This window comes from Micromonospora sonchi, from assembly GCF_014646235.1.
Taxonomy (GTDB): Bacteria; Actinomycetota; Actinomycetes; order Mycobacteriales; family Micromonosporaceae; genus Micromonospora; species Micromonospora sonchi.
Genome location: NZ_BMNB01000020.1, coordinates 1 through 14,120 on the forward strand (window position 1 = coordinate 1; position 14,120 = coordinate 14,120).

The window sequence follows — 14,120 nt, forward strand, 5'->3', positions numbered from 1 at the left end:
GGCCACGACACGCACTGGCTCAACTGGCGACGCCGCCACCAGGCCCGCGCCCGCTGGTTCCACCAACGCACACGGCTGAACCGCGACTACGCCCTGGTCAGCTAGCAATTGGCGGCTGCCGTACTAGGACGAGGTGAGACGAGGATGAGACGACCAGTCACGCTACGGCTCCTGGCGGCACTGGCCACGGCAGGAATGGGGGCGGCGGTCTGCGTCGCCGTCACGACGCCCCAGGCGTCGGCGGCCGTCGGCAGCGCCACCGGCTTCGCCAGCCGCAACGGTGGCACCACCGGCGGCACCGGCGGGCAGACGGTACGCGCCACCACCGGTACCCAGATCCACGCGGCCCTGTGCAACCGGGCGAGCAGCAGCACCCCGATCATCATCCAGGTCGAGGGAACCATCAACCACGGCAACACCACCAAGGTCTCCGGTTCGAGTTGCAACACCGCCGCCGACGTGATCGAACTCAAGCAGATCAGCAACGTCACGATCTTCGGGGTCGGCAACGGGGCGGTCTTCGACCAGATCGGCATCCACATCCGCGAGGCCAGCAACATCGTCATCCAGAACGTGACCGTCCGAAACGTCAAGAAGTCGGGCTCGCCCACCTCCAACGGCGGCGACGCCATCGGCATGGAGGCCAACGTCCGCAACGTCTGGGTCGACCACGTCACCCTGGAGGCTTCGGGCGGGGAGTCGGAGGGCTTCGACGGCCTCTTCGACATGAAGAACAACACCCAGTACGTGACGCTGTCCTACAGCATCATGCGCAACTCCGGGCGTGGCGGCCTGATCGGGTCCAGCGAGAGCGACCTGTCGAACGGCTTCATCACCTTCCACCACAACCTGTACGAGAACCTCGACTCCCGGGTGCCCCTGCTGCGCGGCGGCACGGCCCACATCTACAACAATCACTACGTGAACATCCGGGAGTCCGGCATCAACTCCCGGGCCGGCGGCCGGGCGAAGGTGGACAACAACTACTTCCGCAACTCCAAGGACGTGCTGGGCACCTTCTACACCAACCAGGCCGGCTACTGGCAGGTCAGCGGCAACACCTTCGACAACGTGACCTGGTCCAGCCGCAGCAGTGAGAACAACCCCGCCGGCCCCAACCCGACCTCCAACACCAGCGTCAGCATCCCGTACGCCTACAGCCTCGACGCGGCCAGTTGCGTGCCGAGCGTCGTCAGCCAGACCGCCGGCGCCAACAAGGGCATCCGGACGTCGAACGGCAGCTGTACGCCGACCAGCCCGACGACGGGGCCCACCACGCCCGGGCCTGGGCCGACGAGCCCGACGCCGGGGCCGACGTCGCCGCCGAGCGGGACCAACCTCAGCATCGGCGCCGGCTCCGACGGCTCCAGCAAGGCCAGCGGCACCAGCTACGGCGACGTGCGGGACGGCAACATGAACACCGCCTGGTCGCCGAGCGGCGCGACCGGACAGATCTCGATCAAGTGGGACAGCAACACCAGGGTCTCCCGGGTCAACCTCCGTGAGGCGTCCGGCGCGGTCGGCAACGTCCGCTCCTGGCGGCTGCTCAACCACGACACCGGCGCCGTCCTGGCCTCCGGCAGCACGGCCGGCGTCATCACCTTCCCCGCGGTATCCCTGCGCAAGATCACCTTCGACATCACCAGCTCGTCCGGCACCCCTCGGATCGCCGAATTCGAGACGTACGCCGGATAACAGCGCCGGTCAGCCGGCACCCGGCCGCGGCGAACGACGGATCGTCGAGCCCCCGCCCTGACCGCCGCCCCCTTCCGTACCGATGATCCATCGGGCGAGGGCCGTCAGACCCACGGCCCTCGCCCCCTGCTGCCAGCCGTTCGGTTCGACGGCGTACGGCAGAATCTGCGGGCGATGCACGCCGCGACCATCCTCACCGCGCTCGCCGACCTGGCTCCGGCCGGAGCCGAGCGGGTCTTCGACGTGTCCGGGACCGGCCGACCACTGGTCTGGCTGCCGGAGCCGCACCGGGGTCCGCGCACCGCCCGGCTGGACCGCCTGGCCGCGCTGGACACACTGCACCGCGATGAGCGCGTGCTCCGCCGTGGCCTGGCCTTCCTGGTCGGTACGGCAGACGTGGAGGGCGCACGCCGGCGGATCCGGTTGCCGCTGCTGGCCCAGCCGGTACGTCTGGAGCGCGGGCTGCGCGGTTACCGCGTGCTACCCGCCGGTGACCTCGAACTGACCTCGCTGATCGAGGACCGCGACCTCGCGGCCCGGCTGGAGGCCGCACCCGGGCTGGCCGGACCCGGATGGCTGACGGCACCGGGCACCACCGCCTGGCTGACCGCGGCGGCGCAGGCCGCTGGGCTGAAGGTGACCTCGGTCGTCGCGACACCTCCGCGCAGCATCGACGACGAGACGCTCACCGGCGTGACCGCCGCCGCGATCTTCGTGACCCGGGACGTGTTCGCCGGTCGGCTCCGCGACACCCTGCTGAACTGGGCCGGCCGGCCCGGACTGGCGGACACCGCACTGAGCAGGCTCTACCTCGGCCCACCCGACACCACCGGCGGCGGGGCCGACGCCAGCCGGCCCAACGGCGCTGAAGCCGGTCAGGATGACGTTCTGTCGCCACTGCCACTGAACACCGCGCAGCGCAACGTGATCCGGCGGACCCGCACCGAACCGGTGGTGGTGGTCTCCGGTGCACCGGGCAACGGCAAGAGCCACGCCCTCGTCGCCGCCGCGTTGGACGTGGTGGACCGGGGCGGATCGGTGCTGGTGGCGACACAGTCGGTACACGCCGCGGAGGTGTTGGGCGAGCTGCTACGCCGCTATCCCGGGCCTCCTCCGGTGCTCTTCGGCGACGCCGAACGACGCGAAGCGGTCGCCACCGAACTGGCCGGCGGCAGCGCCGTCGGGGTGGCCGACGCGCAACTGCGCCGCGACGCCGACGCCGTGGCGGCTGCCGGAGACCGGGCCGCCGCGATCCGATCCGGCATCACCGCAGCGCTGGAGCAGGAGCGACGCGCCACCAGCCTGCCCGGCTGGCAGCCGCTGCTACCCGCCCTGAATCACGACGCCCCGGCCGTGTTCGACCCGGACGCCGACCTCGCCGAGATCCGGGCCGCCCTGACCGGCGCGAACCAGGACGGCGACCGCTGGTGGCAGCGGCTACGGCGGACGTACGCCTCCCGTCGGCTCCGACGGCTGACCGGCGCCGGCCCTGACGTACCCGTGCAGCGGTTGATGGCCGCAGTGGACGCCGCGGCGGCGGTCCGCGCTGCCGCGCGGTTACCCGCACTCGGCGGCACCGAGCTGACGGCCGCCTGGTCGGCGCTGGCCGAGGCGGACGCCGCGCTCGCCGACGCGGTCGGTGCGGCGCTGCGCCACCAGGCCACCAGCGCCCGGCGGTGGACCGGGGACGCCCGACGAGCCGCCAACGGGCTGGGCACCGCCCTGCGTGCCGGACGCAACCGCCGCCGGGAACTGCTCGCCGGGCTGGACGCCGAAGCCCTGGTGCGCGCGTTGCCCCTGTGGGTGGGCACGGTCGCCGACGTCGAGGACCTGCTGCCGCCGGTCGCCGGCATGTTCGACCTGGTGGTGCTGGACGAGGCGGCGCACGTCGATCAGCTGCGGGCCGCCCCGGTGCTGGCCCGGGCCCGCCGAGCGTTGGTCGCCGGCGATCCCCGGCAGTTGCGGTTCGTCTCCTTCGTCTCCGACGTCGAGGTGGCCGCCGCGCTGCACCGACACGGTCTGGACCGGGTCGCGGACCGACTCGACGTACGGCGGGCCAGCGCCTTCGACCTGGCGGCCGGCGCCGCACCGGTCACCTGGCTCGGTGAGCACTACCGGTCCGCCCCGCATCTGATCGGCTTCTCCGCCCAGCGGTTCTACGGCGGCAGACTGGAACTGGTCACCCGGCACCCCGGCAACGAGCGGACCGACGCCATCGACGTGCTGACGGTCGCCGAGGCCACCGTGGTCAACGGCGTCAACCAGGCAGAGGTGGACGCGGTGCTCGACCTGATCGGGACGCTGGCGGATCGGCCACCCGAGGGCGGGATCGCGGTGATCAGCCCGTTCCGGGCGCAGGCGGACGCGATCGAGGCGGCCTTGCTGTCCACGTACGACGTCAGCGAGATCGAACGGCTGGGCCTGCGATCCGGAACGGTGCACGCGTTCCAGGGCAGTGAGGCGGACCTGGTGATCGCCTCCCTCGGACTGGTCGACGACGATCCGCCGTCGCGGCACCGGTTCCTGGCCGAGCCGAACCTGTTCAACGTCCTGATCACCCGGGCCAGGAAGCGCCTCACGGTGGTCACCTCGCTGCGCTCGCCCGAGGGCATCCTCGGCGACTACCTTCGTTACGCCGAGCAGCCGCTGCCCAGCCCATCCGAGTCGGGCAACCGGGCAGCGGACCCGTGGATCCGCGCCCTCGCCGCCGAACTCGAGCGGCTCGGGCTGCCGGTCCGGGCCGGCTATCCGGTCGGCCGGTGGAAGCTCGACCTGTGCGTCGGCGACGGCGCGGAGGCGGTCGGGGTGATCTGCGGTGTGCACCCGGAGGGCGTGGCGGCGCACGTGGAGCGGCAGCGTACGCTCGCCCGCGCCGGCTGGCGCATGTACGACGTGTTCGCCAGCCACTGGACCGGCGACCCGATCCGGGCCGCCCTGGACCTTGCCGCCCGGATCACCAGCGACGCACTTCCTCAGAGATAGGCGAATCCTCACCGGCTGCTTCAGCGCGGCTTTGAGAACGGCCTGTCGCTTGCTCGGTGCCATTGCGCACCCCGAGGACGCAATGTCATAGGCGTGGGTGCGCATCCTCGACGCGATCAGCCTTGACGTAGGCCAGGAAGTCGGCCTGCTCAGGCGCGGGCAGCCCCGCGAACGCGGAGTAGGCGACGGCCCGCGCGTGCGGCGTTTCCGCTGCCAGCAGCCCGATGATGGCGGCCCAGGCGAGCGAGACCGAGTGGAACACGCGGTCCCCGCGCAGCGCGGTGAGCCTGCTCAACTCCCCCAGCCTGCTTGCCGCGCCGTCGTCCGCCTTGGCCCGGTCGACCAGTTCGAAAACGGCCTTGCCCCGGTACGGCCCACCGCTGCTGGCCAGCTCCGCCAACTCCTCGTTGCGCATCTGTTGCACCGGCGGTGGCGTGATGTTCGGCGGGTGGGGCACACTCATGGCGGATCTTCTCCAAAGATCTTCGCGTACTCTTCGCGGATCAACCAGTTCAGGTGCTCGACGGAGTCCTGGTCACCGATGGACTCCGCATAACTGATCTCCTGTTGGTAGGCGCGTACCTCGTTCTCGTAGCGCACCACGGGGTCTTCGAACCAGCCTCTCATCCCGACCCAGCCCGCAGCCTGATCCTCTCGGAGGTGCTGCATCTCGTGCAGCAACGCGCCGTACGAGGCATCCGGGTCGAGGATCAGGTGCCCCGGCTGCCCCGGCGACGGACTGGGCCCGTACGCGAGCCCGCCCTCGCGGAAGGTGATCTCGACACCCAGCTCGCGAGCCTGGAGGATGGCCGCGTCCCACTGTTCCGGATGGGTGTCGCGGGCCGCGCCCCACTTCCGGAGCGGATCGGCATCCGAGTGCAGCAGGTGTGTGTCGCGGGTCGGCGCTGGCGGCGGTGCCGAGGCACGGTCGCCGAGACGGCGGAGAACGGTCTGCAACTCCGCGATGAGTTCGCCGAGACGTCGCAGGATCGGTGCCAGCCGACGCAGGCTGCTGACGAGTCCGTGCAGCAGCCGGGTGATGCGCGCCACCCACTTGGCGGCAAGGGTGGTGACCTGGGTGACGACCCAGGGCGTTGCCACCCCCAGCGTGACGCCGGCTTCGGCAAGCCACACCCACAGGCGTACGGCCAGCACGGAGACGAACTCGGCGATAAGATCACGGACGAGTTCGCGGACCATGGCGACGAGTAGCCCGGCGCCGGCGGTGATCTCGGACATGGCGTTGCTGGCTCGGGCGAGGGCATCCAGTACGGCCTGGTGCTCCTGGCTGTGCCGGCGATAGGCGTCGGAAGCCGCACCCTTCCAGCCAGCGATCTGCCGGCTCACGGCGTCGCCGAGCGTGACGCGAGACTCCCCGATCGCGCCGGTCACGTTACGCCAGGTCTGGGCGTACGCGGCGATCTGATCGGGATCGCCAGCCAACTCGTCGAGCGCCTCGGAGAGCGGTTTGACATGCTCGATCAGCCAGCCGACGCCCCAGGCGACGAGCTGACCCAGCGGGTCGGTGACAAAGGCGAGGGCGTCCATGGAGACGGCGAATCCACCGATCGCCGTGTCGATCCATCCGCCTCCGGCGAAGCTTGCCAGCAGGCCGTCGATGTCCTCGGCGATGTAGATGCCGCTGAGCGCGGTGGTGCTGTCCTGGCGGGAGGCGATCAGCGGATTGGCAGGCTGGCTCATCGACCGGCACCGGAACCGAAGAGAGCCGCCACATCCTGATCGCCGCTCTCGTACCGGATCGCGCTGGCCTGCACATCGTCCGCCGTACGGCGCAACGCGTCGGTAGCCTCGTGCAACGCGTTGGTGGTGGCCTGCTGTACCGGGTCCAGCAGGCTGGGGATGAGCTGGCAGAGTCGACCGTACGCATGCCGGCCCAGTTGCACCGATCCGGCTGCCCGACGGCACTGATCGACCATTTCGGCGACCCCGTCGACACTGCCGGCGTGCTGGCGCAGTGCCCGGCTGTCAACGTCGAAGCCCGGCTCACCAACCATCGCGCTGCCGCCGGAAATCGCTGCGCAGCCCCTCTTCGTGGTCGTCGTCCACCTCGGGAAAACGCTCGGCGTAGCTCGTCACCACAGCACGGGCGGTCTCGGAGCCGGCGCCGACGGTCTGGGCGGCAATCTCAGCCACCGCCCCGGCGAGGCGGCCCTGGGCCCGACGCATCGTCGTCATGATCTCCGCCGCGACCCTCGCCCCGGACCAGCTCGACAACCGATCGCCAACCCGCAGGTCGGTGACCACTCCCGAGCCAGCCACCGTCACCCGCACCGCCCCATCAGCGCCGGTGGCCGAGACCGACAGCTGAGCGATCCGCTGCGACATCGCCTGCGCCTGCTCGGCCCGCTCCGATACGGACGCCGCCCAGGCATGCGTCCATTCCTCGGCCGCGTCCGCCGCCCCGTCGAACGAAGCATCCATCACAGTCGTTCCCCCACGGCGAGCCACGATATCCACCGGCACCGCTCGAACCTAGCCATGTGTCGCATCTCGGCTATCCCGAGAGGTAGGTCACGGCCACCCTGACCAGAGCGGTAACAGTGGTGCCGATGCCGGCGACCGTCGCCGTCCGTTGCCAGGAACTGCCCGACCTGCGCGGCATCGCCACCCGCATCGGCGTGGCACGCCGAGCCTGTGGAGACCACGGCAGCGGGCTGTCGCCCCGCGAATGGGCCACCCGAAGCGGCCACGCCGAGACGGAAGCGTTACTCAAAGCCGCATCGGACCTTGTCAAGGTCTGAATCGCAATAGGCCCGCGCAATGCGGTACCTGGGAGATCGCCCTGACATCCTGCCTCCCGTAGCACCAGACTTGCTTCGAGGCTGCGCTCGTTAGGAAGCGGCCCGCGAGGGCCGCCTCCGGCTTAGGAGCGGGTCCGGACCAGTGGTCAGCCGGAGGGCATATCGACAGACTACTCCTTCATTACCTGGTCGGATTGATGATCTTGGCAACGTCGATACGCTCGACCCTGACGGCACGGTTGCACTCGCCACCACTTGGTGTGGACCTCCTCGACCGACTCGGCCTGGTCCCGCAGGTCCTTCTCCAGGTTCTTGACCTGCTTCTGCAAGTCCGCCAAGAGCAGCCTCCAGTCGACGTCCCGAAGACTCTAGCCGTGCCGCGGGCGAGCAATGGTCCTCCACTTCGGCTGAGAAGTCCGTCGGGTGGTGGCTACAAAAGCTTGTGCTTACGAGCGAAGGCCGGGAACTCGCCACCGGCACAGGGAAGGCGAGCTCCCGTCGCCCGCAAGGCATCGATGACGTTGCCGGCGGCGGCCTCGGTCTGCTTACCCTCACGACATGCGCCGGCCAGAAGCCAGATGGAGCCGTGGACGCGAGCCCCATGGCTACGGGCAACCTGAGTAGCGCTCCGGTCATCCGTGATGGCGATCCCGCTACGCAATTCCGCAGCCGCGAGGACGGATGCTTCCCCAACGTCACGCTCGCCTGAGCCGATCCGTACGGCCCACTTCGTGAAGCATCGGATTTCATCGAGCGTGTCGAGTTGGGCGATGTGCAGCCAACCCGTCTCGGAGGCGGCGGTTACTTCGGGATGAGCGGGTGACCCTGCCCGCAGTTCCTCCAGGACCACCCGGGTCGTCCAGCAGTCAGCGTCGATCAGCAGATCCCGCAGGACGTCCAGCCGTTCCGCGAGGGTGAAGTGACTGAGGACCATCGTGTCGAGCACCAGGACGGAGGACGTCTGCGCTGGCAGGCTCACGGTGCGATCTCCAGGTCGTCCTCTGGTAGGTCCGCCTCGGTGATCTGGCCATGCATCAACTCCACGGCCCTGCCGCTGGTGATCCGGTGAGTTCGCCACGCTTCCATCACGGCGTGCGCGTATGCCGGCGGCACCCGCACCGATGCGAGGTCCGGTTGCGGCGCCCAACCGAGCGCCTCCATGAACTCCGCGTGCGTGGGTCGGACCTGGCTCCAGGATCTGCGGGTCGCCGCATCGATCACCCCGGCCTGCTCGGCCTGCCGCAAGGCCAACAACCAGGAGGTACGGTATCGGGCCGCGTAGCCGATGATGCGGTCACGAGTCGCCGGCCCGTCAGTCTGGGCGACGGCAATCGCCTGCACGGGTAGCAGCAGCTCCGCCGCGAATGCGTCGACGGTCGCCTCCCGCTCCGCTCGGGAGGCGCTCACGCCAAGATCAGCCGAGTACTCATCGCCGATGACCAGGTGGCCCAGTTCGTGTGCGGCGGTAGCCCGACGGCGACCGGGGTCGCCCGTGGTGCTCACGACCGCAACAGCCAGATCCCCATCGACGAGTGATGCGCCATCGCCCGGCAGATCAGTGGCCAGGACCCACTGACCGGCACGTTCGCAGACGTCCACCATGCTGGCGATCGGTTCGTCACCGAGCCCGAACCGCTGCCGCAACCAGCCGGCGGCCTGACGGGCATCCGCCTCGGAAGTCACGGCCTGCGGGTACCGAAGCAGCGGACGGGCATGCAGCACACCGAGTTCCCGCAACTGCTGCACGTTACGCAGCCACTCGACCAAGGCGATCTCCAGGCGCTCCGACGCTCGGGCCGCCTCGGTGTCGGTCTCCTCGGTCAAAGGTGCCGCGCGCCGCGAAAGCACTGCCGGCCGCGGCCGAACCAGGTACTCCATCGACACCTTGAGCGCGCGGGACAGCCGGGAGAGCTCCAAGCCGTCCAGCCGACGGGTGCCGGCCTCGACCTTGGCCAGCATGGTGCGGTCGAGCCCGACCATCGCCGCGAGATCCTGCTGCGAGAGCCCCAATGACAGGCGGGCCTGTCGCACCTGCTCGCCAACGAGAGGCCAGTCCAAGGCATCACCCATGGTGAGATAATCGCACACTCAACGCCAGCTGCATGCGCACACGCAGATCAGGGTTCGCGCATCCAGAGCTTCGGGTCGTTCACGAAGACACCCTTGCCCTGGTGTCGCCAGATCACCCGGAGGGCTTCCAGGCGCACGTAGACCTGCTTGACCGTCGACGGACTGACCTTGTACTTCGCGGCGAGCTGCGTGATCGAGGGCAGCTTGTCGTCCGGCTTGAGCTTGTTGGCTCTGATGTCGGCGGTGATCTCGTCGGCGATGCGGATGTAGTCGGCGGTGATCGGCATGACCTTCCCCTTGCGTGGCACGCCAATTCGATCACGCAACGACACTCCACAACAACTCACCGTTTGACTCGGGTGACTGGGGCAGCTAAGTTGGTCGTTGCCTCTTCCCTTGCGTGGCAACAAGGAGTCAGGAGGCATTCCCCTGGTCGGGGCGGGTGTGTGTGCCCGTCCCGACCGATCGGACTGCTCTGTGGTCGTACCGCTGATTAAAGCTGCGGCGGCAGAGCGGGCGGGCCGTGCGGACGCCGGCCACGCACGGCCCGCCCTTCCATCCACTCCCGGCTGGACCGGAAAGGATCGACGTGGCCCAGGTGTACCGAGGTGGCCACCTCTACGGGACCGGCCACCCGGCCCGGCTGACCCCGCACGAGGCCCGGACCCGCACGTTCGCGCCGCGTCGGCGCGGCGTCGACCCCGATGAGGTACGCCAGTTCCAGGCACTGGTCGCCGACGAGCTGGCCGATCTGCACAAACAGGTTCGCCAGCTCGCCGAGGAGAACGAGCGGCTCAAGCGGGCGCTGCGTGACTGGCAGGCCATGCACGCCCGCGAGTGCCCACCGCGCAACTCCGGCCACTGGTGAGCGCACGCCCCTCCCCCGGCGACCTGCTGATCGTCGACCGCAACGCCTCAGTGCAGTTCGCCGGGGACCGCGCGCTCACCTTCCGCGTGGTGTCGGTGTCCGACCGGCCGACGTACCACGGCTGGATCTGGCTGACCGGCTACGTGTTGAACCGCCGCGGCGATGCGATCGGCAAACGCGAGATCTACGTCCAGCTCGCCGGCCTCCGCCCAACAGCGCTTCCACCGCTACAGCCACCGCAGAGACGCACCACCAGGACCCACGCTCGCCGCGATTGCTGACATCGGGTCAGCAGGAGTCACACCTGCCGCTCACGGGAAGTTGGACGAAACAGGTGGAGCAGACCGGCCGGCGGGGCGGCGGGGCCTGGGCGCGACGGCGCTGGATGGTCGCCTGTAGTTTCGGCGCCAGCGCGGGCACCCCACCATCTGAAGGTAGCGATGCCCCGAAGTGGCGGTAGCAGGCCAGCCGGGAGCCGGCAGCGTGCTCCTCCCGCGCCATCTCGTCTTCCGCCAGCGGCTCGCCGATGATCCGGAGCACCTCGTTGTACCCCCCGCCCACCATCCCGTCCTCCATTCGGACGACGAGCGCCGACAGCGGCGGGTGACCGCGACGGAGTGACTCGTGGATCACTCGGTTGAGCACCTCTCCGACCCAGTTTTGCAGCAGGGCCGATGTGCGAATTCCAGAAGCAGCAAAGAGTCTGTCGCGGAGCTCACCGTAGGTGATCGTCGCGTGATACGTCTGGGCCACCTCGGTCAGAACGTCGTAGGCATACCCTGCCCAGACGTCCCATGCTTCCTGAGCACTGATCCGCTCCCCGCCTTCCCGCCAGTACCCACGCTGCTGCGTCACCACTGCCTCCATTCGGGCACGCCTCGCTGTCTCCAGTGGAGGGTACGGCCGCGTCATCGCTTGCCGACCCGGTGGACGGCCCAGGCGAAAGCGTGCTGTGGTGAGCGATCGTTGGCGGTTGGGCTGCAGAATTCCCGGCGTGTCGAGTCGCCGTGACGTCAACGATCATGGGCCGCAAGGTTGTCGTGGTGTCAGCCTCAGGTGGTGCGTCGGTGGGCGAGGATGGCCAGTGTTTCCCGACGTACCTCCTCGGGCTCGTATACCAGGCGGCGGTGGGCGAAGCGGACCACGAGGATGCCGACGGTCGCCAGCAGCGCATCCCGACGCAGGTCGATCTCCCGCTCACGCAGGGTGCCGTGAGTGGTGGCGCCGTCGAGTTCGATGTTGACCCGTTCCGGCTCGGCGAGAAGATCGAGGTACATGGTGCGCGGCCCGACGCACACCCGGGCCTGGCGGCGGAACGGGGGCATTCCGGGGCCGGTGAAGACCTGCTCGTGCCCCCAGATCTCCAGCGGGCTGCGGCAGCCCTCGGCGAGCCGGGTCAGCAGTGTCCGGAGGACTGCTCGACCGGTTAGCTTCGGCACGCTCTGTAACGCCGTCCGCAGCCGGTCAGGGGTCGTCATCCGGTCGTTGACCGCCCGGACGACCGGCGCTGGCCGCTCGTCGAGCGGAAGTAGTGGCCACGAGTCGACGAGGGTCTGATCGAGATGGGAAACCGGGAGCCCTCGCCGCGCCACCACCTGCGGAGGCTCGAGCACGAAGCCGAGGCGGCGATGTACGACGATCCCCGGCCGGCTGCGCAGGCCCGCCTCGGCTGGTGCGCTCAGGTGCAGCGGTTGCCCCGCAACGTGCCGGCGCAATCCCCACACGTCGAGGGCGCTGAGGTGGCTGAGCGCACCGCATCCCTGCGCCCAGGCGCACACCGCGCGGTGACCCATGCTGGGGTCGAGTCGGGTGATGGCCGGAAGGTCGCTCCGTCGGCCGTCCAGCAGGTGCGCCGCCACCAACACGCCGGGCAGCACACGCACCAGGTCGCCGTCGCCGCACGCCCGCTGCACCGTCCACGCCGGTACCATTTGCTCAGCCGCCACACGGGTCACCAGCCCGCCGCCGCGTTCCACCAACTCGCGAAGCACCGGATTCACGCCGTCGACCGTGTCGCCCCACCCCATCGTCCCGCAACCACACGCGCCCGGCCCTGTGGACACCCACCCTGTTGTGGAAAACCCCCATTCCCCGTCGCCATCTGCTATGGCGAGCCCTGATCGCTGACGCCCTGGCTGCCCGATTACCGGCGTGTCGAGTCGCCCCGACGTCAACGATCATGAGAGCTGTGGTCCAGGACGCGCGACGGGTGGCGGACAGCGGGGCCTCGGGTGGGGGTGGGCGTGGGGTATAAGGGGTGGGTGGGGTTGCCGTCTTATCTGGCCAGCATGCCGATGCATGCGATCACCGAGATGTATGGCGAGGTCGGGCTGCGGGAGCGGTTCCGGCTGGAGAGCGAGGCGTTCGACGCCGAGGGGCGGCGCCGGTTGGGTGCGGCGCTGGAATTGGCGGCCGCGCTGCACCACGCGGACCGGCGCTCGCGGGAGCCGTACCTCAACCATCTGCTCCGGGTGGCGATCCGGATGATGCACCACTACCAGGTACGCGACGTCGACGTGATCGTCGCCGGGCTGTTGCACGACGCGGTCGAGGACCATCCCGCCGAACTGGCCGGCGACCCCTGCGCGCCCGACCCGACCGCTGCGGCGTTGGCGGTGCTCGCCGACCGGTTCGGTGAACGGGTGGCACGTCTGGTGGCGGCGGTCACCAACCCGCCCTGGGATCCGGCGCGCGACCGCCACGAGCAGTACCACGAACACGTCGCCACCAGCCTCGACCGGGAACCATGGGCGCGGGTCATCAAGGTCTCCGACTTCACCGACAACGGCGTGGGCGTGATCCACTCCGTGGGCCCGAAGGTCGAGTCGTCGGCCCGCAAGTACCGCCCGCTGGTCCCGATCTTCCGGGACCTGGTCACCCGCGTCGACACTCCGCTGTCCGCGCCGGTGCGACAGCACATCCTCGACCAGCTCGACCTGGCCGAGGAACGCTTCAGCGCCATCCTCGACCAACCCGCCTGACAGGGCCGAGCCCGACCCGAGCCTGGCCCGAGCCGAGCCCGACCCGAGCCTGGCCCGACCCGAGCCCGGTCCGCGCACCGCCCGACCCGAGCCTGGCCCACGCACCGCCTAACCCGAGCCGACCCCAGACCGGACCGGACCGAGGCGAGACCAGCTCCGCGCCTCGCCCGAGCCCAGGCTGGGCTGTCAGGTCGGGTGGTGTTCGTCGGTGGGTCTGCCCGCCGGGGCGGTTCCCTTGTTCAGGCGGCTCATCAACAGGGCGGCCTGCGCCACCGATCCGCCCCCGACGCCGAGGCTGTCGCGCGCCGCGCGGTAGAAAGCGTCCCGGGCCTCGTTGGCGCGGTGCAGCAGGTCGGGCAGTTCGTCGCCGGTCGCCGCTGCGCGGGCGAGGCGCTCGACCTCCCAGACCGCGTCGCGCCACGCCCGCGCGGCGGCCACCGTCGGCCCGTCTCCGAGCAGCAGGACGTTCTCCCAGGCGATCGTGTGCCGTAGGTCGGCCTCGGCCAGCGCGGCCAGTTCCTGGTTCCGGTCGAGGTAGCCGCCGATCGTCCGGCTGGCGATCGTGTGCGCCTCCTTGAGCACGCGGGCGAATTCGGCGTACGCGTCCAGGCGCCGCTCGTCCCACCGCACCGTCTGGCGTCGGCGCCACCGTGCCCGGTCGGCGAGGGAGGTTGCGACGATCGTGCCGGCGGTGCCGACCAGCACACCGAGCAGGGCCGGCATCTGCGCGAGGAGACTCCCCATGGCGCACAGACTGCCAGT

General features: G+C 69.9%; 16 protein-coding genes. 6 read left to right on the forward strand and 10 right to left on the reverse strand.

The window, feature by feature from the left end; all coding sequences use genetic code 11:
• Positions 1-144: 144 nt before the first annotated feature.
• On the forward strand, positions 145-1,695 hold the full coding sequence (locus IEY61_RS20330) for a pectate lyase family protein (protein WP_189046692.1): 1,551 nt from the start codon (positions 145-147) through the stop codon (positions 1,693-1,695).
• A gap of 174 nt (positions 1,696-1,869) precedes the next feature.
• Positions 1,870-4,677 (forward strand): AAA domain-containing protein, encoded by a 2,808-nt coding sequence (locus IEY61_RS20335; RefSeq protein ID WP_189046694.1) that lies wholly within the window; start codon positions 1,870-1,872, stop codon positions 4,675-4,677.
• 85 nt (positions 4,678-4,762) lie between these two features.
• On the opposite strand, the gene IEY61_RS20340 is transcribed toward IEY61_RS20335, so the two are convergent.
• The 4 genes from IEY61_RS20340 to IEY61_RS20355 are packed head-to-tail and all read right to left on the reverse strand — an operon-like array spanning position 4,763 to position 7,119.
• Entirely contained in the window at positions 4,763-5,140 is a 378-nt protein-coding gene (locus IEY61_RS20340; RefSeq protein ID WP_229706168.1) for a hypothetical protein, read from the reverse strand.
• A complete protein-coding gene (locus tag IEY61_RS20345; protein WP_189046696.1) occupies positions 5,137-6,378 on the reverse strand; it encodes a WXG100 family type VII secretion target in 1,242 nt (413 codons plus the stop codon). Before IEY61_RS20345 ends, IEY61_RS20340 begins: the two co-directional genes overlap by 4 nt.
• Positions 6,375-6,692, reverse strand: coding sequence for a type VII secretion target (locus IEY61_RS20350; RefSeq protein ID WP_189046698.1), 318 nt, complete (start codon positions 6,690-6,692; stop codon positions 6,375-6,377). Before IEY61_RS20350 ends, IEY61_RS20345 begins: the two co-directional genes overlap by 4 nt.
• On the reverse strand, positions 6,682-7,119 hold the full coding sequence (locus IEY61_RS20355; protein ID WP_189046700.1) for a YbaB/EbfC family nucleoid-associated protein: 438 nt from the start codon (positions 7,117-7,119) through the stop codon (positions 6,682-6,684). The genes IEY61_RS20350 and IEY61_RS20355 overlap by 11 nt, the downstream gene beginning before the upstream one ends.
• A gap of 128 nt (positions 7,120-7,247) precedes the next feature.
• Between IEY61_RS20355 and IEY61_RS20360 the strand changes: the two genes are divergently transcribed.
• A complete protein-coding gene (locus IEY61_RS20360) occupies positions 7,248-7,439 on the forward strand; it encodes a hypothetical protein (protein ID WP_189046702.1) in 192 nt (63 codons plus the stop codon).
• Between the two features lie 430 nt (positions 7,440-7,869).
• Here the strand turns inward: IEY61_RS20360 and IEY61_RS20365 are convergent, their stop codons facing one another.
• The 3 genes from IEY61_RS20365 to IEY61_RS20375 are packed head-to-tail and all read right to left on the reverse strand — an operon-like array spanning position 7,870 to position 9,796.
• Entirely contained in the window at positions 7,870-8,418 is a 549-nt protein-coding gene (locus IEY61_RS20365) for a PIN domain-containing protein (protein ID WP_189046704.1), read from the reverse strand.
• Positions 8,415-9,509 (reverse strand): helix-turn-helix domain-containing protein, encoded by a 1,095-nt coding sequence (locus IEY61_RS20370; RefSeq protein ID WP_189046706.1) that lies wholly within the window; start codon positions 9,507-9,509, stop codon positions 8,415-8,417. Before IEY61_RS20370 ends, IEY61_RS20365 begins: the two co-directional genes overlap by 4 nt.
• A gap of 47 nt (positions 9,510-9,556) precedes the next feature.
• A complete protein-coding gene (locus IEY61_RS20375) occupies positions 9,557-9,796 on the reverse strand; it encodes a winged helix-turn-helix domain-containing protein (RefSeq protein WP_189046708.1) in 240 nt (79 codons plus the stop codon).
• 302 nt (positions 9,797-10,098) lie between these two features.
• Between IEY61_RS20375 and IEY61_RS20380 the strand changes: the two genes are divergently transcribed.
• A complete protein-coding gene (locus tag IEY61_RS20380; protein ID WP_229706170.1) occupies positions 10,099-10,377 on the forward strand; it encodes a DivIVA domain-containing protein in 279 nt (92 codons plus the stop codon).
• Complete coding sequence (locus IEY61_RS20385) at positions 10,374-10,658, forward strand: hypothetical protein (RefSeq protein WP_229706171.1); 285 nt, start codon at positions 10,374-10,376, stop codon at positions 10,656-10,658. The genes IEY61_RS20380 and IEY61_RS20385 overlap by 4 nt, the downstream gene beginning before the upstream one ends.
• A 7-nt stretch (positions 10,659-10,665) precedes the next feature.
• Here IEY61_RS20385 and IEY61_RS20390 read toward each other — a convergent pair whose 3' ends face one another.
• Together IEY61_RS20390 and IEY61_RS20395 are read right to left on the reverse strand one after the other, a co-directional pair.
• The gene (locus IEY61_RS20390) at positions 10,666-11,232 is read right to left on the reverse strand and encodes a hypothetical protein (RefSeq protein WP_229706174.1); all 567 of its coding nucleotides are present in this window, start codon (positions 11,230-11,232) and stop codon (positions 10,666-10,668) included.
• Positions 11,233-11,429: 197 nt separating this feature from the next.
• Positions 11,430-12,377 carry a DUF559 domain-containing protein gene (locus IEY61_RS20395; RefSeq protein WP_189046710.1) on the reverse strand — a complete coding sequence of 316 codons (948 nt, stop codon included), beginning with the start codon at positions 12,375-12,377 and terminating at the stop codon, positions 11,430-11,432.
• Positions 12,378-12,665: 288 nt separating this feature from the next.
• On the opposite strand from IEY61_RS20395, the gene IEY61_RS20400 reads away from it, so the two are divergent.
• Positions 12,666-13,358, forward strand: coding sequence for an HD domain-containing protein (locus IEY61_RS20400; protein WP_229706185.1), 693 nt, complete (start codon positions 12,666-12,668; stop codon positions 13,356-13,358).
• Positions 13,359-13,544: 186 nt separating this feature from the next.
• Here the strand turns inward: IEY61_RS20400 and IEY61_RS20405 are convergent, their stop codons facing one another.
• On the reverse strand, positions 13,545-14,102 hold the full coding sequence (locus IEY61_RS20405; protein WP_189046714.1) for a hypothetical protein: 558 nt from the start codon (positions 14,100-14,102) through the stop codon (positions 13,545-13,547).
• Positions 14,103-14,120: the final 18 nt, after the last annotated feature.